The sequence below is a fragment of the Streptomyces sp. NPDC047869 genome, from assembly GCF_040704065.1.
GTDB lineage: Bacteria > Actinomycetota > Actinomycetes > Streptomycetales > Streptomycetaceae > Streptomyces.
This window is the reverse complement of record NZ_JBEYRK010000012.1, coordinates 53,767-70,738: the sequence shown is the minus strand read 5'-3', so window position 1 is coordinate 70,738 and position 16,972 is coordinate 53,767. Positions and strand designations below refer to the sequence as shown.

Sequence of the window (16,972 nt, the reverse complement as noted above, 5' to 3'; positions counted from 1 at the left end):
CCGGCAGCGGTGATCCTCTGTTTGCCCGTATGCACGGGCGGTCCCCGGAAAGTCCCGATCAACACTTTCGCATCTCTCAGAAATCGCCGGGGACCTGGCCGGTGCCCGACAGGTGTTCCGTGAGGAACCCTGTCGCGGTTGACCGGTCCTGTTTGTCACGATTGCTCTGGTTCGCGGCAGAGTCAAGAGAGTCGGCCCGATTACTGAGCGGAGGTCGGCTGCGGGGGGAGTTCGAACCGCAGCAGGGCTCCGGCCCGCTGCGTGCGCAGTTCCGTCTCCGTGTCCACGTGCCGCACCTCGCCGCCGTCGTCGATGGCGGCCTCGGCCATTTCATCGATCACGTCGGGCACCTCGCGCAGCGGCTCCCCGCAGAGCGGGCAGGTCTTCCCCGAGCGCGTCAGCAGCCCGTCCCGGTCGCAGACGAAGCCCGTCACGACGGCCTGGCCGTCCACCGCCAGCGTCCGGATCGCGGCCACGGACGCCGCCCACAGCGTCTCGTCGAGCCCGACGGCGGCAGGTCTGCGGGCCGCCTTGGCCTCGAGGATCTCGCCGACCAGCCGCCGCTGCTCCTCCTCGGCGTGGTCGGTGACGAGCTCCCCCACCTTCTGCCGGATGTCCTCGGGCGTCGCGGTCTCCAGGTCGAGGGTGAAGGTCCCGACGAGGCGGTCCGTCAGCTCACGCGGCAGGAAGTCGACGAAGACCGACACCTCGTGCGCCTGACCGCCGGCGGCGAGAAGGTCATAGCCCCCGCTCCCGAACAGTCGCTTGAGCTCGCCGACCAGCCGCCGGTAGTGCTTCTTGCTCAGCTCGTCCGCCTTGTTACGGACGCGGTACTCGGCGAACTCGTCGGAGTAGGCGTGTTTGCTCAGCACGCGGTCACGGATCACCTCGAGCTCGCGGACCTCGTCGAGGTAGTACTCCCAGACCTGGCCCACGCTCTTGTCGACGACGACGGCGCAGGTGCGGTAGTACTCGTCGAGCACACCCAGAAGGGGCCGGACATAGGGATCGGCGTCCACCACGATGTTCTCGCGCGTCCTGCGGGGCAGCCACACCTGTTCGTAGACGTCGTGGCCGGCGCAGGAGAAGACCGCGATGGTTCCCGGCCTGAGGGGCTCTTCCTTCAGTGTCTTCTCGATCCTCGCGATATCCTCGCGGAGCGAGAGCCGCACGGCGTGCTCGGCCGACGCGTCCTCCGCGAGCGGCTGGATGCGGTTCATCAGGCTCGTTACGCGGCTGTCGAATTCTCGGCGGTCGGGCCTGCCGGGGTTCACCGGGACGTACACGGACACCACTGGGAGTCCGTCGCCTCTCAGCCGCAGGATTCGCTCGATCTGCCCTTGCGTGATCATCGCCGCTCCTCGCCGCTCCATGAGCCTCGTCGCCCGATGGGCCTCGCCCCTCGTTCCAGCTAACGAGGTGGGCGGGGCGGCGGCAACCGCAGCGCGACGGCCGCGGGCGGACCCCGGGAAGCACGCCCCCCGACGGCGACCGAAAGCGGGCCCGTGGCGATCAGTGCGTCGCGGTGGCATGGTCATGAGGCGGAGCGGGCGCGGGCGGCACGCGTGCGATGCCGTTCCCTCCGGGCACAGGGCCCCGGTGATCGCCTTGCGGACCGCCCGCCAGGTCCGCAGGGAGCAGTTCAGACGGACGCACAGCTCGGCCGGTTCCTGCGCGCCGCGGCTCTCGCCGGGATGCTTCAGGGCCCCCTGCTCGGCCGGGAAGTCCGTAGGCGTCGGCGGCCGCCGTCCCGCCGCCCAGGACGGTGCGGCCGGCGGTCAAGGCGACCACCCGGGCGCCGCGGGAGGCGACGGCCTCGTCGACGAGCCCCCTCACCCGGCCCGGCCGCGGCTCGCGAAGCGCTTCGACAGCGAATCCGACGGGCGGGAGTGCCGTGCGAAACCAGTACACCCCGCCGTCACCCGCCTTCGGCGGCCATTCCACCCGAACGGCGCGCGAGGGGTGGTGGGACCGGCCCGTTTCGGGTACCAACGATCCAGTAGCACCGGTCGGTAACGAACGACCCTCAATGATCCCTCTTCGCGGCGAGGTGAGCCTCAATGTCCGCCCCCACCACCCAACGCACCAACGTCACCGAACGCGAGGCCCGCCAGGTGGCGGAGGCCGCCCGGGAACAGGACTGGCACAAGCCGAGCTTCGCCAAGGAACTGTTCCTCGGCCGCTTCCGGCTCGACCTCATCCACCCCCATCCGCTCCCCGACGCCGAGTCCGTACGGCGCGGGGAGGCGTTCCTGGCCGAACTGCGCGCCTTCTGCGAGTCGACGGTCGACTCCGCCCGCATCGAGCGCGAGGCCCGCATCCCGGACGAGGTCATCACGGGCCTGAAGGAAATCGGCGCCCTCGGCATGAAGATCGACCCGAAGTACGGCGGTCTCGGCCTGACCCAGCTCTACTACAACAAGGCGCTGGCCCTGGCCGGCTCCGCCAGCCCCGCCGTCGGCGCCCTGCTCTCCGCCCACCAGTCGATCGGCGTACCGCAGCCGCTGAAGATCTTCGGCACCCAGGAGCAGAAGGACGCCTTCCTGCCCCGCTGCGCCCGCACCGACATCTCCGCCTTCCTGCTCACCGAGCCGGACGTCGGCTCCGACCCGGCACGCCTGGCCACCACGGCCGTGCCCGACGGCGACACCTACGTGCTCGACGGGGTCAAGCTGTGGACCACCAACGGAGTCGTCGCCGACCTGCTCGTCGTCATGGCCCGGGTGCCGAAGTCCGAGGGCCACAAGGGCGGCATCACCGCCTTCGTGGTGGAGGCCACCGCCGAGGGCGTCACCGTCGAGAACCGCAACTCCTTCATGGGGCTGCGCGGCATCGAGAACGGCGTCACCCGCTTCCACCAGGTCCGGGTGCCCGCCGCCAACCGCATCGGCCCGGAGGGCGCGGGTCTGAAGATCGCGCTCACCACCCTCAACACCGGCCGGCTGTCGCTGCCCGCGATGTGCGCCGGAGCCGGCAAGTGGTGCCTGAAGATCGCCCGGGAGTGGGCGGCGGAGCGGGAGCAGTGGGGCAAGCCGGTCGCGCTGCACGAGGCCGTCGGCTCCAAGATCAGCTTCATCGCGGCCACCACCTTCGCCCTGGAGGCCGTGCTCGACCTGTCCTCGCAGATGGCCGACGAGGACCGCAACGACATCCGCATCGAGGCCGCCCTCGCCAAGCTCTACGGCTCCGAGATGGCCTGGCTGATGGCCGACGAGCTGGTCCAGATCCGCGGCGGCCGCGGCTACGAGACCGCCGAGTCCCTGAAGGCGCGCGGCGAGCGGGCCGTCCCCGCCGAGCAGATGCTGCGCGACCTGCGCATCAACCGCATCTTCGAGGGCTCCACGGAGATCATGCACCTGCTGATCGCCCGCGAGGCCGTCGACGCCCACCTCTCGGTCGCCGGTGACCTCATCGATCCCGACAAGACCCTCTCGGACAAGGCGAGGGCGGGCGCGAACGCGGGCGTCTTCTACGCCAAGTGGCTGCCGAAGCTGGTCGCGGGCCCCGGACAACTGCCGTCCTCGTACGGCGAGTTCAAGCGCGAGGTCGACCTCTCCGGCCATCTGCGCTACGTCGAGCGGCACGCCCGCAAGCTGGCCCGCTCCACCTTCTACGCCATGTCCCGCTGGCAGGGCCGGATGGAGACCAAGCAGGGCTTCCTCGGCCGGATCGTGGACATCGGCGCCGAACTGTTCGCGATGAGCGCGGCCTGCGTCCGCGCCGAGCGGCTGCGCGGTGAGGGCGAGCACGGCCGCGAGGCCTATCAGCTCGCCGACGCCTTCTGCCGCCAGGCCCGCATCCGGGTCGAGGAACTCTTCGGCCGCCTGTGGGCCAACACCGACGACCTCGACCGCAAGGTGGTCAAGGGAGTCCTCGGCGGCGCCTACACCTGGCTCGAGGAGGGCGTCATCGACCCGTCCGGGGACGGCCCGTGGATCGCCGACGCGACCCCCGGACCGTCCGCACGGCCGAACGAACGGCGCCCCTTCGGCGCCTGAACATCCCGCCCCGGACCGGGCGCCTGGGCTCAGACGCCCCAGGTGCCCTGGTTCGAGGCGCAGTTCCAGCCGGTGCCCTTCAGGGTGAACTTCACCTTGTAGGAACGGGTGTTGAGCAGGTGCGTGGGCACCTTCAGCCCGAGGCTGGTCTTCTTCTTGAGCGTCGTGGTGTACACGGACACCGTCTTGGTCGTGTTCTTGGTGACCTTGCCGTCCTTCGCCTTGGCCGTGCCGAAGCGGATGTTGCGGACGTTCGTGACGGTGAACGTGACCTTCTTGAAGCTCTTGGTGGTGCTCTTGTTCTTGATCCCGAAGTACAGACCGCCGTTGGTCACCCAGCCGTGCGAGTCGACGTAGAAGCGGCTCGGGTAGACCAGGTCGACCGGGCAGCCGGTGCTCGTCGCCGTCGCGGCGGACGCGACACCGCCCAGACCGAGCTGAGCGGCGGTGACGACCCCCGCCGCCGCCAGGACGGTCGCGGTCGTGCGCATGCGGTTCATCGTGGTGTCTCTCCTCCCCCTGTGAGCCACTTGGACTTGGCTCCAGCGGGCAGGATGCCATGAGTGAGGGCCCCGCACCCGGGAAATCACCCGGTCCGGCGGCCCTCGCGGTCGTCGTTGACGCGCGGGTGTGGATGATGTTCACCTCGACCCCACATGGGGAGTTTCAAGAACAATCACCCCATCCGGCGACGAAAACCGGTGACGCGCCCTTCCATGGGGGACGCCCTGTCCGGACGCGCGCGGCTTGCGGCGACAATGGGGGGATGACCGACAGTCCCGCCAGCCCCGCGCCCCTCGCCGACCCGCACCTCGTGTACGACCCCGTCGCGGGCGACGGCCCGAAGGACGTGGTGATCCTCGGCTCCACCGGGTCCATCGGAACCCAGGCCATCGACCTCGTGCTGCGCCATCCCGACCGCTTCCGGGTCACCGCGCTCTCCGCGAACGGTGCCCGCCCGGCCCTGCTCGCCGAGCAGGCGCACCGCCTGCGGGCGCGGACCGTCGCGGTCGCCCGCCAGGACGCCGTGTCCGCCCTGCGCGAGGCGCTGACCGGGCTCTACGGCGCCTCGGAGCCGCTGCCCGAGATCCTCGCCGGACCGGACGCGGCCACCCACCTCGCGGCCTCCGACTGCCACACCGTGCTGAACGGCATCACCGGGTCCATCGGCCTCGCGCCCACCCTGGCCGCCCTGGAGGCGGGCCGCACCCTGGCGCTCGCCAACAAGGAGTCGCTGATCGTCGGCGGCCCGCTGGTCAAGGCGCTCGCCAAGCCCGGGCAGATCATCCCGGTGGACTCCGAGCACGCCGCGCTCTTCCAGGCACTCGCCTCCGGCACCCGCGCCGACGTGCGCAAGCTCGTCGTCACCGCGTCCGGCGGCCCCTTCCGCGGCCGGACCAGGGCGGAGCTGGCGAACGTCACCGTCGAGGACGCCCTCGCGCATCCCACCTGGGCGATGGGCCCGGTGATCACGATCAACTCGGCGACCCTCGTCAACAAGGGCCTGGAAGTCATCGAGGCGCACCTGCTCTACGACATTCCCTTCGACCGCATTGAGGTCGTCGTGCATCCGCAGTCGTATGTCCACTCGATGGTCGAGTTCACCGACGGATCCACGATCGCCCAGGCGACGCCCCCCGACATGCGCGGGCCCATCGCCATCGGTCTGGGCTGGCCCGAACGGGTCCCGGACGCGGCGCCCGCCTTCGACTGGAGCAAGGCCTCCACGTGGGAGTTCTTCCCGCTCGACAACGAGGCCTTCCCCTCGGTGAACCTCGCCCGGCACGTGGGGCAGCTCGCGGGCACCGCTCCGGCGGTGTTCAATGCCGCCAACGAGGAATGCGTCGAGGCGTTCCGCAGCGGCGCACTGCCCTTCAACGGAATCATGGAGACCGTGACCCGGGTGGTGGAGGAGCACGGCACCCCGGTCACGGGAACTCCGCTCACCGTGTCGGACGTCCTCGAAGCGGAGACCTGGGCCCGGGCCAGGGCCCGCGAACTGACAGACCGGACCGCGGAGGCGCGTGCATGACGACCTTGATGTTCATCCTCGGCATAGTGGTCTTCGCGGTCGGCCTGCTCGTCTCCATCGCGTGGCACGAGCTGGGGCACCTGTCCACGGCCAAGCTCTTCGGCATCCGCGTCCCGCAGTACATGGTCGGATTCGGCCCGACCATCTGGTCGCGCAGGAAGGGCGAGACCGAGTACGGCATCAAGGCCGTCCCGCTCGGCGGCTACATCCGCATGATCGGCATGTTCCCGCCCGACGACGCCGGCCGGGTCTCCGCCCGCTCCACCTCGCCGTGGCGCGGCATGATCGAGGACGCCCGCTCCGCCGCCTTCGAGGAGCTGAAGGAGGGCGACGAGACACGCATGTTCTACACGCGCAAGCCGTGGAAGCGCGTCATCGTCATGTTCGCGGGCCCGTTCATGAACCTGGTGCTCGCGATCGGCCTGTTCCTCACCGTGCTGATGGGCTTCGGCATCCAGCAGCAGACCACCACCGTCGCCTCCGTCTCGCCCTGCGTCATCGCGCAGAGCGAGAACCGCGACAGCTGCAAGAAGTCCGACCCCGCCTCCCCGGCGGCGGCCGCCGGCATGAAGAACGGCGACCGCATCGTCTCCTTCGCCGGCACGCCGACCAGGGACTGGAACACGCTGTCCGACCTCATCCGGGACAGCGCGGGCAAGGACGTCACGCTCGTCGTCGACCGCAAGGGCCAGGAGCTGACCCTGCATGCGAAGATCGCCACGAACCAGGTCGCCAAGAAGGACTCCAGCGGAACCTACGTCCAGGGCCAGTACGTCAAGGCGGGCTTCCTCGGCTTCAGCTCCGCCACCGGTGTCGTCAAACAGGACTTCGGCCAGTCCGTGACCTGGATGACCGACCGGGTGGGCGACGCCGTCGACTCGCTCATCGCCCTGCCCGGCAAGATCCCCGCCCTGTGGGACGCCGCCTTCGGCGACGGCCCGCGCGAACCGGACTCCCCGATGGGCATCGTCGGCGCGGCCCGGGTCACCGGCGAGATCGCCACGCTGGACATCCCGGCCTCGCAGCAGCTCGCCATGGCCGTGTTCGTGGTCGCCGGGTTCAACCTCTCCCTGTTCCTGTTCAACATGCTCCCGCTGCTCCCGCTCGACGGCGGGCACATCGCGGGCGCCCTGTGGGAGTCGCTGCGGCGCGGCGTCGCCCGCGTGCTGCGCCGCCCGGACCCGGGCCCCTTCGACGTGGCGAAGCTGATGCCGGTGGCGTACGTGGTGGCGGGCATCTTCGTCTGCTTCACGATCCTCGTGCTGATCGCCGACGTCGTTAACCCGGTGAAAATCTCCTAGCCACCGGATGTCGGAGGCGGCCCGGAAGCCCCGTGTTCCGGGCCGCCTTCCATTGAGCGTGTTTGCCGGGTGGGATGTGCCCCGGCCCGCGCCCGTGCCGTAATCTCGAAGCCTGGAGCCCGCCGATCACGGGACCGGACCTTGATCCACGACTTGGGGTTGCACAGCAGATGACTGCGATTTCTCTCGGCATGCCGTCCGTTCCGACCAAGCTGGCCGAGCGCCGGAAGAGCCGGCAGATCCAGGTCGGATCCGTGGCGGTCGGTGGGGACGCGCCCGTCTCGGTCCAGTCGATGACCACGACCCGTACGTCCGACGTGGGCGCCACCCTCCAGCAGATCGCCGAGCTGACCGCGTCCGGCTGCCAGATCGTCCGGGTCGCCTGCCCCACCCAGGACGACGCCGACGCCCTCGCGACCATCGCCCGCAAGTCGCAGATCCCGGTGATCGCGGACATCCACTTCCAGCCGAAGTACGTCTTCGCCGCCATCGAGGCGGGCTGCGCCGCCGTCCGCGTCAACCCCGGCAACATCAAGCAGTTCGACGACAAGGTCAAGGAGATCGCGCGGGCCGCCAGGGACCACGGCACCCCGATCCGGATCGGCGTCAACGCGGGTTCCCTGGACCGGCGGCTGCTGCAGAAGTACGGCAAGGCCACCCCGGAGGCGCTGGTCGAGTCGGCCCTGTGGGAGGCGTCCCTGTTCGAGGAGCACGACTTCCGGGACATCAAGATCTCGGTCAAGCACAACGACCCGGTCGTGATGATCGAGGCCTACAAGCAGCTCGCCGCCCAGTGCGACTACCCGCTGCACCTCGGCGTCACGGAGGCCGGCCCCGCCTTCCAGGGCACGATCAAGTCGGCGGTCGCCTTCGGCGCGCTGCTCTCCCAGGGCATCGGCGACACCATCCGGGTCTCGCTGTCCGCGCCGCCCGTGGAGGAGGTCAAGGTCGGTAACCAGATCCTGGAGTCCCTGAACCTCAAGCAGCGCGGCCTGGAGATCGTCTCCTGCCCGTCCTGCGGCCGCGCCCAGGTCGACGTCTACAAGCTGGCCGAAGAGGTCACCGCCGGTCTGACCGGTATGGAGGTCCCGCTCCGCGTCGCCGTCATGGGCTGCGTCGTGAACGGCCCCGGCGAGGCCCGCGAGGCCGACCTCGGCGTCGCCTCGGGCAACGGCAAGGGCCAGATCTTCGTCAAGGGCGAGGTCATCAAGACCGTCCCCGAGTCCAAGATCGTGGAGACCCTCATCGAGGAGGCCATGAAGCTCGCCGAGGCCATGGAGGCCGACGGCGTGGCCTCCGGCGAGCCCGAGGTCTCGGTAGCGGGCTGACGCCCACACCGGCCGGCCCGAACTGCCGGCCGGCTCGCTCCCTTCGCGCGCCCCGTGCCAGGCCCTGCGCCGGAACGTCCTGCTGGACGCGTCCGGAGCGGGCCGGGCCCGGGGCGTCCGGCTGTCGGGGAGGTGGGGGAGCGGTAGCGCGCGGCGAGGTCACCGTGCCGTGGGGCGTGCCCCGTCGGGCGTGCCCCGGGCGCCCCTCTGCGAGCCGGGCGGGATGCGGCGGGTCCCCTCACTCCTCTCCTTCGCCCCGCGTCGGGTCCTGGACCGGGGCGTCCTGCTGGACCGAGCCGGGAGCGGCGCGGTCCGGGGCGGCCGGGCTGTAGGGGGACTGCGGAGGCGGTGGGGCGCTGCGGTCGCCGGGGGCGCCCGCGCCTGCGGCCGGCATGCGCAGCGCGAGCAGGGCCACGTCGTCACCGCTCGGCCCTATCCGTCTCAGCAGCTCGTCGCAGAAGTCGTCCACGGTCCCCTCGCCCAGCCGCCCGGCCAGCATGGCGGCGTGGTGGCGCAGCTTGGCCATGCCGAGGTCGATCGGGCGGTCCCGGCTCTCCACGAGGCCGTCGGTGTAGAGCAGCAGCGTGCACTCGGCGGGCAGTTCCGCGGTGGCGTCCGGCCAGCTCAGGCCCAGGTGCAGCGTGGCGCTCATGCCGATCAGCGGCCCGTGCCCGCCGGTCAGGAACCGCGCTTCGCCCTCACGGCTCACCAGCAGCGGCGGCGGGTGCCCGGCGTTCACCCAGCGCAGCCGCCATGGGCCGCCCTCGGGGCCCTCGATCCGCGCGAAGAGCAGCGTGGCCATCGGGGCGTCGCTGGTGTTCGTCACCGCCTCGTCGAGGCGGCGCATGATCACGCTGGGCGGCTCCCGGTCGACCCAGGCCAGGCCCCGCAGCATGTTGCGGACCTCGGCCATGTGGGCGGCGGCCTTGAGGTCGTGGCCCACCACGTCCCCGATCACCAGGGCCATCACCCCGTCGCTGAGCAGGAAGGCGTCGTACCAGTCGCCGCCGATCTCCATCGCCCGCTGCGCGGGCAGGTAGCGCGCGGCCATCCGCAGGTGGTCCACCTGGGGCAGCGGGGCCAGCAGCTGACGCTGCATGGTCGCGGCGACGTTGCGCTGCTCCTCGTAGAGCCGCTCGTTGTCCAGCACCAGCGCCACACGCCAGCCCAGGTCGGCGAGGAGCCGTACCTCGGCGTCGGTGAACGCGGGGGACGCGTCGGCGCGGCCCACGGTCAGCATCCCGTAGTGGTGCCGGCGGGCGCGCAGCGGCACCACGACGGCCGAGTGACCGCCGAGCCGCTCGAACAGCGGCCCGTGGGTCGCGGCGAGCGGGGCGTCCCCGTCCCGCAGCTCCTCCGCGATCAGCAGCACGGGCTCCTCGTCACTCGTCGCCCGGGCCAGCGCCCGGCGGGCCCTGCGCGGCAGCGGCGACAGCGGACCCTCCAGCTGTTTCGCCCGGTGCGGGTGCGCAGGACAGCGGACGGCGACCCGCTCCAGCGCCCCGGTCCGCTCCGAGCGCAGGGCCACCGCGGCCCAGTCGCCCAGTTCCGGGACGAGCATCCGCAGCACCCGGCGCACCTGACCGGTCGGGTTCCGGGCCGAGATCAGCACCGAGGAGATCTTCGACACCAGGTTCAGCCGGGCAGTCAGCGCCTCCAGGGCGCTGGTGCGCGCCGCCGCCCGCCGCTCGGCCTCCCGGTGCAGGCTGAAGTCGCTGAAGACGATCGCCAGCCCCGCCCTGAGGCCCGCCAGCCGCAGGGGAGTGGTCGCCCAGATGATCGGCAGCGTCGTGCCGTCGGCGCGCAGGAAGTACTCCTCGCTGCCCTGCTCGACGGACCGGTTGTCATGCAGCGGAGCCCGCATCAGGCACTGCTCGCGGGGCACCGCGCTGCCGTCGGGACGGCGGTGCAGAAGGTCGTGCGCGTCACGGCCGAGCATCTCGCCGGCCGTCCGGCCCAGGAGCTGCTCGGCCCACGGGTTGACGTACGTGATGCGACCGGCCAGGTCGATGGTGAAGACACCGGTGCCCAGATCACGCAGGATCGCGTCCGGGAGCTCCGGCTCACGGCTCGCGTCCGCCCCGCTCATGCCCTCACGCCCTCGTTTCCGGTGCCACACCCACCGCGTTCCCGCCACCGTCCGATAAATGGCTTCTTGTGTCATTTTCACCTTTAGTCGCGGGTCGCTCCCTCTTCGGCGCGGCGTGTTGCCCGCGGCCCCACCGCGGCCCCGGGCCCGGTACCGGGGGGCGGCGCCGCCAGGAATCCGCAGGTACAGTGCGGAGATCAGCAGAACCCCAGCGTGAGGCCCCGCCCGTGTTGACCCAGACCACCTCCCGGGTGCTCGAACCGAGCGACCTTGACGCCGCGCTCGCCGTCCTCGACCGCGAGCCGGTCGCGAACGCCTTCGTGACCTCCCGGGTGCAGGTCGCGGGCCTCGACCCCTGGCGGCTCGGCGGCGAGATGTGGGGCTGGTACGAGGACGGCATGCTCACGTCCCTCTGCTACGCCGGTGCCAACCTCGTCCCCATCTGCGCCACCCCGCGCGCGGTGCGCGCCTTCGCCGACCGCGCCCGCAGGGCCGGCCGCCGCTGCTCCTCCATCGTCGGACCCGCCGACTCCACCGCCCAGCTCTGGCGCCTGCTCGAACCGCACTGGGGCCCGGCCCGCGAGGTCCGCGCCCAGCAGCCCCTGATGGTCACCGACCGCATGCCCGGTGACATCGCCCCGGATCCCTACGTCCGCCGCATCCGCAAGGACGAGATGGAGACGATCATGCCGGCGTGCGTGGCGATGTTCACCGAGGAGGTCGGGGTGTCCCCGCTGGCCGGGGACGGCGGCCTGCTGTACCAGGCGCGGGTGGCCGAGCTCGTCGGCTCCGGCCGCTCCTTCGCCCGCCTCGACGAGCACGGCAAGGTCGTCTTCAAGGCGGAGATCGGCGCGGCGACGGCCCAGGCCTGCCAGATCCAGGGCGTGTGGGTCGCCCCCGAGTACCGGGGCCGGGGCCTGGCCGCGCCCGGCATGGCGGCGGTGCTGCGCTACGCCCTGGCCGACGTGGCGCCCGTGGTCAGCCTCTACGTGAACGACTTCAACACCGCGGCGCGCCGCACGTACCGCCGGGTGGGCTTCCAAGAGGTGGGAGCCTTCATGAGCATCCTGTTCTGAGGCCCCTGTACGCTCCCCGCATGGACCTCGTGATCGGCCCCCTGGACCTCGCAGCCCACGTCGATGAGGCCCTGTCCGTCCAAGCCCTCGCCTTCGGTCTGGGCCCGGAGGAAGTCGCCGTACGCCGCCAGATCGTCCAGCGTCACATGCAGTACCCGGGCGCCCGGGCCCTCGGCGCGACGACCGCGCGGGGCCACCTCGTGGGTTTCGTCTACGGCATGCCCAACTCCCGCGGCCACTGGTGGTCCACCGTCGTGGAGCCCTACCTCCGCGCCGGGCGGAACGAATACTGGCTGGACGACTCCTTCGTCATCACCGAGCTGCACGTCCACCCCGACCACCAGAACCGGGGCATCGGCCGCCGCCTGATCACCACCATCACCGACGGCGCCGACGAACCCCGCTCGATCCTCTCCGCGATCGACGTCGAGAGCCCCGCCCGCGGCCTCTACCACTCCCTCGGCTACATCGACCTCGCCCGCCAGGTGCACTTCCCGAGCGCCGCCAAGCCGTACGCCGTGATGGGCGCCCCCCTGCCGCTGCGCAGGGGTTAACCGATTTCCACCGGCACAGCCCGCCCGGCTAACCTCCTATGCCGTAGCCCTCCCCCACTCCCGGCTTCGCAGGAGCGGGGGGACCCTCATCCGGCAGGAGTACGACAACCATGGCGAACGCACCGGTCCAGCGCATGTCCCAGTTGATGGCGAAGACGCTGCGCGACGACCCGGCGGACGCCGAGGTCCTCAGCCACAAGCTCCTCGTCCGCGCGGGCTACGTCCGCCGTACCGCAGCGGGCATCTGGTCCTGGCTGCCGCTCGGCAAGAAGGTCCTCGCCAACGTGGAGCGGATCGTCCGCGAGGAGATGGACGCCATCGGCGGCCAGGAGGTCTCCCTCCCCGCCCTGCTGCCGCGCGAGCCCTACGACGCCACCGGCCGCTGGGACGAGTACGGCCAGGAGCTGTTCCGGCTGAAGGACCGCAAGGGCGGCGACTACCTCCTCGGCCCGACCCACGAGGAGATCTTCACCCTGCTGGTCAAGGACCAGTGCACGTCCTACAAGGACCTGCCGGTGATCCTCTACCAGATCCAGTCCAAGTTCCGTGACGAGGCCCGCCCCCGCGCCGGCATCCTGCGCGGCCGCGAGTTCCTGATGAAGGACTCGTACTCCTTCGACCTCGACGACGAGGGCCTGGCGAAGTCCTACGCCCTGCACCGCCAGGCCTACCAGAACATCTTCGACCGGCTCGGCCTCGACTACCGCATCTGCGCGGCCACCGCCGGCGCCATGGGCGGCTCGAAGTCCGAGGAGTTCCTCGCCCCGGCCGAGGCCGGCGAGGACACCTTCGCCGACTGCCCGAACTGTGACTTCGCCGCCAACACGGAGGCCATCACCTACGAGCTGCAGCCGGTGGACGGCTCGGACGTCCCCGCGCTCGAGGAGATCCCCACCCCCGACACCCCGACCATCGAGACCCTCGCCGCCTCGCTCGGTGTCCAGGCCTCGGCCACCCTGAAGAACCTGCTGGTCAAGGTGGACGGCGAGATCGTCGCCGTCGGCGTCCCCGGTGACCGCGAGGTGGACCTCGGCAAGCTGGAGGAGCACTTCGCCCCGGCCGCCGTCGAGATGGTCACCGAGGCCGACTTCGCCGGCCGCCCCGACCTGGTGCGCGGCTACGTCGGCCCCCAGGGCCTGGGCGACAAGGTCAAGTACGTCGCCGACCCGCGGGTGGCCCCCGGCACCGCCTGGATCACCGGCGCCAACAAGGAGCACACGCACGCGAAGAACGTCGTCGCCGGCCGTGACTTCGAGGTCGACGAGTACGTGGACGTCGTCGTGGTGCGCGACGGCGACCCCTGCCCGAAGTGCGGCACCGGCCTGAAGCTGGACCGCGCCATCGAGATCGGCCACATCTTCCAGCTGGGCCGCAAGTACGCCGACGCCCTCAAGCTGGACGTCCTCGGCCAGAACGGCAAGCCGGTCCGCGTGACCATGGGCTCCTACGGCGTCGGCGTCTCCCGCGCGGTCGCCGCCCTCGCCGAGCAGCACGCCGACGAGCACGGTCTGGTCTGGCCCAAGGAGGTCGCCCCGGCCGACGTGCACGTCGTCGCCGCCGGCAAGGCGGTGCAGACCGAGCTGGCGCTCGACGTCGCGGAGCGGCTGCGGGCCGCCGGCCTGCGCGTCCTGGTCGACGACCGGGCCGGTGTCTCCCCGGGCGTGAAGTTCACCGACGCCGAGCTGATCGGCGTACCGCAGATCCTGGTGGCCGGCCGCCGCTCCGCCGAGGGCGTGCTGGAACTCAAGGACCGCAAGACCGGCGAGCGCGAGGAGCTGTCCGTCGAGGACGCCATCGCCCGTCTGTCCGCCTGACCCCTGACCGGCTCGCGCCCCGCGCCCCATCGGGGGAGCGGGGCGTGAGCCGTGTGGCGTTGCCGCGGTCGGGGCCGGTGGCCGCGCGGGGGCGCTGCCGCGGTCGCGGCCGGTGACTTGCGGGTGCGGGGCGTTCCGTCGTGGGCGCCCCGGTGGTCATGCTGGCCGACCACGACGTCCCGTCCGGCGGGCCTCCGCCCCGGTGGTCACGTGGCTCCGCGCCGGGCCCCCGCCGCGTCCATGCCGTGCCCGCCGGGAGCCGCGGGGCTCGGTGCCTGTCGGGTCCCTGCCGCGTCCATGCCGTACTCGGGCCCCTGGCCGCGCAGGCCGGGCGTCGGCGGCCGTCGACGCGGCTTCGCGTCCTGCTCCGCGCGGAGCGGTTGCGGGCGGTGTCCTGCTGGATCGCGCCGGGAGGCGCAGAGGGCTCGATGCCTGTCGGGTCCCTGCCGTGCCGGCGTCGTGCTCGGGCCCGAGGCCGCGGCGAGCGGACCGGTCCCGGCGGTCATCGCGCGCGCCCGCGTCTCCTGGAAGAGAACCCCGAGCGCGAAGGACGGCCCGGGCATGCGGCCGCGCAGACCGGGGCCGCGGGGCGTCCCGCCGTGCCGGGCGCCGCCCGCCGGGGCTACAGCCAGCCCGCGAATTCGAGCAGCAGCTCCGCGTCCTTCGGGCGGCCCACTCGCAGGGCCCGGGCTCCGGACTCCACCGCGCGGAACAGGGTCCAGCCCCGCAGCCGTTCCAGGTCCACCTCCAGCGACTCCGCGAGCCGCTTGATCCGGCGACGGGTGGTGGACGCCCCGGACGGGTTGGCGATCAGGTCCTCCACCCGGTCGCGCACCAGCCGCGCGAGATCGAAGGCGCACTCGCCGACCACCGGGTCCGGCCCCACCGCCAGCCAGTGCATCCGCTCCCCGGCGAGCACCTTGCTCTGCCGGAACGTGCCGTGCAGCAGCCGGTGCTCCGGCGGCGCGGCCAGCAGTTCCGCACGGGCCGTGAGCGCCGCGTCCACCAGCGGTGCCGTCTCCGGCTCGGCCAGCGCGCCCGCCCGCATCGCCTCCGCCTGCCGCCCGGTCCGCTCCGCCACCGTCTCGAAGGCATGCCCGTCCGGTGGCTCGACCCACAGCCGCCGCAGCGTCCCCGCCGCCTCCAGCAGCGCCTTCGCCTCCGGCAGCGACCGCACCGACACATCCGGGTGCAGCCGCTCCAGCAGCAGCGCCCCGGCCGCGCTGTCCCCTGCGTCCGACTCCAGCAGTTGTACGGCACCCCGTCCCGCCCAGTGCGCCAGCGCCGCCCGCTCGCTCTCCGGCCGGGCCCGGCCCGGGGCCAGCTTCAGCACCGCCGGTGTGCCGTCCGCCCGCCGGACCAGTACCACCAGGCTGCTGCGGCCGCCCGGCACCTGGACCCGCTCCACGGTCAACTCGCGCCGCGCGACCGTCCGTTCGGCCGTCTCCGGCAGCCGTGCCAGCCAGTCGTCCCCGGCCGGCGCCGTCTCACCGAGCGCCCGCACCAGCCGCCGGGGCGGTTCGAAAACCATGCGCGAGTCGTTTCCTTCCTCTCCTGAGCCTGCCCCGCGGGCGGCTCCGCCGTCACCTCGACGGGGACGCCGAGGTACTCGGCCCCGCCGCACCCGTGTCGTCACCGGTCCGCTCGGCGAGCCCAGGGAAGGCTACGCTCTCCCCGCTCCAGCGCACCGCCCGCACCGCGGCCTCCCGCAGCGCCCCGGCGGCCGCACCGCGCCGCTCCCCGGCCGTCGCCCGGACCAGGTCCGAGTAGACACCGGCCACCCGCTCCTCCAGATCGGCGGCGAGCCGCACCGCGGCCGCGGAGTCCGCCACCTGGAACGGCAGCGCGTACGCGGCGCTCGCGGCGACCGGCTCGCCGCCCAGCTCGCGCACCTCGCGCACCAGCGCGTCCCGGCGGGCCCGGTGCGCGTCGTAGGCCGCGCGGGCCTGCTTCAGCCGCTTGTCGCCGACGCGCCCGCCGACGACGCCGTACCCGTACACCGCGGCGTGCTCCGCCGCCAACGCGGCCTGCAGCGCGGTCAGTTCGGCCGATCCGTCCCGCTCGCTCACTTGGCCCCCTCGGTCAGCAGATACGCGTGCGCCGCCCCGGCCGCCGCCGCCGACGCCATCAGCCGGGCCAGCTCGCCCGGCACGTCCAGCAGGTCCTTCGCCCGGCGGTCGGCGAGGCTCCGTTCGGCGGTGGCGAGGAACGCCAGCGCGTCCTTCTCGCCGACGGGCACGGCCAGGGCCGGCGAGGACGCGGCCGTGGCCGTCGGTGCGGCAGAACCGGCGGAGGCGGACACCGGCGCCTGCGTGCCGGTGGCGGTGCGGCCGGCGAACGCCGCCCGGTGCGCCGCGACCTGCGCCCGCAGCGGTCCCAGCGGCTCCGCGAGCGCGGGGTGCGCGGCGAGCACCGCGTCGTACCGCTCCAGCAGCCCCTCACTGTCCCGGGCCGCACGCGCGCGTGCCCGCGCGGTCACCGAAAGGGTCCCGCCGGCGGCGGAGTCGGGACCGGCCGAGCAGCCCACCAGCAGGGCGGCCCCGGCGGCCGAGGCGAGCAGGGATCTTCTGCGCGGACCCGAGAGGGTGCGCGGCGGCGGAGGGTACGACACTGCAGACGTCCTCGGGCACTCGTACGAAGGGAACGGCAGGCAACGGCAGGGAACCGCAGGGAGGGGCGACGCCCATCGGGCGGCATGCCCGTGATCACCGTACCCGCGCCCCGCCGGTACGCCACTCACCGGCACCGCGCGTACACAGGTGGACGGCAACACTCCCTGC

The 16,972-nt window shown here is 72.3% G+C and carries 13 protein-coding genes; 7 read left to right on the top strand and 6 right to left on the bottom strand.

The features are described 5' to 3' along the window. Window positions 1–200: 200 nt before the first annotated feature. Window positions 201–1,352, bottom strand: coding sequence for a hypothetical protein (locus AB0924_RS17685; protein WP_358935779.1), 1,152 nt, complete (start codon window positions 1,350–1,352; stop codon window positions 201–203). Between the two features lie 708 nt (window positions 1,353–2,060). Here AB0924_RS17685 and AB0924_RS17680 point away from each other — a divergent pair. Next, entirely contained in the window at window positions 2,061–3,998 is a 1,938-nt protein-coding gene (locus AB0924_RS17680; protein WP_366911875.1) for an acyl-CoA dehydrogenase family protein, read from the top strand. A gap of 29 nt (window positions 3,999–4,027) precedes the next feature. Here AB0924_RS17680 and AB0924_RS17675 read toward each other — a convergent pair whose 3' ends face one another. After that, window positions 4,028–4,489, bottom strand: coding sequence for a hypothetical protein (locus AB0924_RS17675; RefSeq protein ID WP_366911874.1), 462 nt, complete (start codon window positions 4,487–4,489; stop codon window positions 4,028–4,030). 275 nt (window positions 4,490–4,764) lie between these two features. Here AB0924_RS17675 and dxr point away from each other — a divergent pair, with 275 nt between their 5' ends. The 3 genes from dxr to ispG all read left to right on the top strand — a co-directional run bounded on the left by dxr (window position 4,765) and on the right by ispG (window position 8,659). Beyond that, window positions 4,765–6,030, top strand: coding sequence for a 1-deoxy-D-xylulose-5-phosphate reductoisomerase (dxr, locus tag AB0924_RS17670; RefSeq protein ID WP_366911873.1), 1,266 nt, complete (start codon window positions 4,765–4,767; stop codon window positions 6,028–6,030). After that, a complete protein-coding gene (locus AB0924_RS17665; protein WP_358935787.1) occupies window positions 6,027–7,331 on the top strand; it encodes a site-2 protease family protein in 1,305 nt (434 codons plus the stop codon). The genes dxr and AB0924_RS17665 overlap by 4 nt, the downstream gene beginning before the upstream one ends. Before the next feature lie 170 nt (window positions 7,332–7,501). Next, window positions 7,502–8,659 (top strand): flavodoxin-dependent (E)-4-hydroxy-3-methylbut-2-enyl-diphosphate synthase, encoded by a 1,158-nt coding sequence (gene ispG / locus AB0924_RS17660; protein WP_358935789.1) that lies wholly within the window; start codon window positions 7,502–7,504, stop codon window positions 8,657–8,659. 238 nt (window positions 8,660–8,897) lie between these two features. On the opposite strand, the gene AB0924_RS17655 is transcribed toward ispG, so the two are convergent. Then, a complete protein-coding gene (locus tag AB0924_RS17655) occupies window positions 8,898–10,748 on the bottom strand; it encodes a SpoIIE family protein phosphatase (protein WP_366911872.1) in 1,851 nt (616 codons plus the stop codon). A 227-nt stretch (window positions 10,749–10,975) separates the two neighbouring features. Between AB0924_RS17655 and AB0924_RS17650 the strand changes: the two genes are divergently transcribed. The 3 genes from AB0924_RS17650 to AB0924_RS17640 all read left to right on the top strand — a co-directional run bounded on the left by AB0924_RS17650 (window position 10,976) and on the right by AB0924_RS17640 (window position 14,192). Continuing rightward, on the top strand, window positions 10,976–11,824 hold the full coding sequence (locus tag AB0924_RS17650) for a GNAT family N-acetyltransferase (RefSeq protein WP_366911871.1): 849 nt from the start codon (window positions 10,976–10,978) through the stop codon (window positions 11,822–11,824). A 20-nt stretch (window positions 11,825–11,844) separates the two neighbouring features. Beyond that, the gene (locus AB0924_RS17645; RefSeq protein WP_358935795.1) at window positions 11,845–12,378 is read left to right on the top strand and encodes a GNAT family N-acetyltransferase; all 534 of its coding nucleotides are present in this window, start codon (window positions 11,845–11,847) and stop codon (window positions 12,376–12,378) included. A gap of 110 nt (window positions 12,379–12,488) precedes the next feature. Beyond that, entirely contained in the window at window positions 12,489–14,192 is a 1,704-nt protein-coding gene (locus tag AB0924_RS17640; protein ID WP_358935797.1) for a proline--tRNA ligase, read from the top strand. Window positions 14,193–14,814: 622 nt separating this feature from the next. Here the strand turns inward: AB0924_RS17640 and AB0924_RS17635 are convergent. Genes AB0924_RS17635 through AB0924_RS17625 form a run of 3 tightly spaced genes read right to left on the bottom strand, consistent with a single transcriptional unit; the run spans window position 14,815 to window position 16,803 of the window. Then, window positions 14,815–15,723: an aminoglycoside phosphotransferase family protein gene (locus tag AB0924_RS17635; RefSeq protein WP_358935799.1), complete on the bottom strand. Its 909-nt coding sequence runs from the start codon at window positions 15,721–15,723 to the stop codon at window positions 14,815–14,817. Window positions 15,724–15,775: 52 nt separating this feature from the next. Next, on the bottom strand, window positions 15,776–16,261 hold the full coding sequence (locus tag AB0924_RS17630) for a ferritin-like domain-containing protein (RefSeq protein WP_358935801.1): 486 nt from the start codon (window positions 16,259–16,261) through the stop codon (window positions 15,776–15,778). Continuing rightward, window positions 16,258–16,803, bottom strand: coding sequence for a hypothetical protein (locus AB0924_RS17625; RefSeq protein ID WP_366911870.1), 546 nt, complete (start codon window positions 16,801–16,803; stop codon window positions 16,258–16,260). The genes AB0924_RS17630 and AB0924_RS17625 overlap by 4 nt, the downstream gene beginning before the upstream one ends. Window positions 16,804–16,972: the final 169 nt, after the last annotated feature.

Excerpts from the sequence above, each read along its gene's own strand:
- AB0924_RS17685 (WP_358935779.1), bottom strand. The coding sequence starts at position 1,352 with ATGATCACGCAAGGGCAGATCGAGCGAATCCTGCGGCTGAGAGGCGAC.
- AB0924_RS17680 (WP_366911875.1), top strand. The coding sequence starts at position 2,061 with ATGTCCGCCCCCACCACCCAACGCACCAACGTCACCGAACGCGAGGCC.
- AB0924_RS17675 (WP_366911874.1), bottom strand. The coding sequence starts at position 4,489 with ATGCGCACGACCGCGACCGTCCTGGCGGCGGCGGGGGTCGTCACCGCC.
- dxr (WP_366911873.1), top strand. The coding sequence starts at position 4,765 with ATGACCGACAGTCCCGCCAGCCCCGCGCCCCTCGCCGACCCGCACCTC.
- AB0924_RS17665 (WP_358935787.1), top strand. The coding sequence starts at position 6,027 with ATGACGACCTTGATGTTCATCCTCGGCATAGTGGTCTTCGCGGTCGGC.
- ispG (WP_358935789.1), top strand. The coding sequence starts at position 7,502 with ATGACTGCGATTTCTCTCGGCATGCCGTCCGTTCCGACCAAGCTGGCC.
- AB0924_RS17655 (WP_366911872.1), bottom strand. The coding sequence starts at position 10,748 with ATGAGCGGGGCGGACGCGAGCCGTGAGCCGGAGCTCCCGGACGCGATC.
- AB0924_RS17645 (WP_358935795.1), top strand. The coding sequence starts at position 11,845 with ATGGACCTCGTGATCGGCCCCCTGGACCTCGCAGCCCACGTCGATGAG.
- AB0924_RS17640 (WP_358935797.1), top strand. The coding sequence starts at position 12,489 with ATGGCGAACGCACCGGTCCAGCGCATGTCCCAGTTGATGGCGAAGACG.
- AB0924_RS17635 (WP_358935799.1), bottom strand. The coding sequence starts at position 15,723 with ATGGTTTTCGAACCGCCCCGGCGGCTGGTGCGGGCGCTCGGTGAGACG.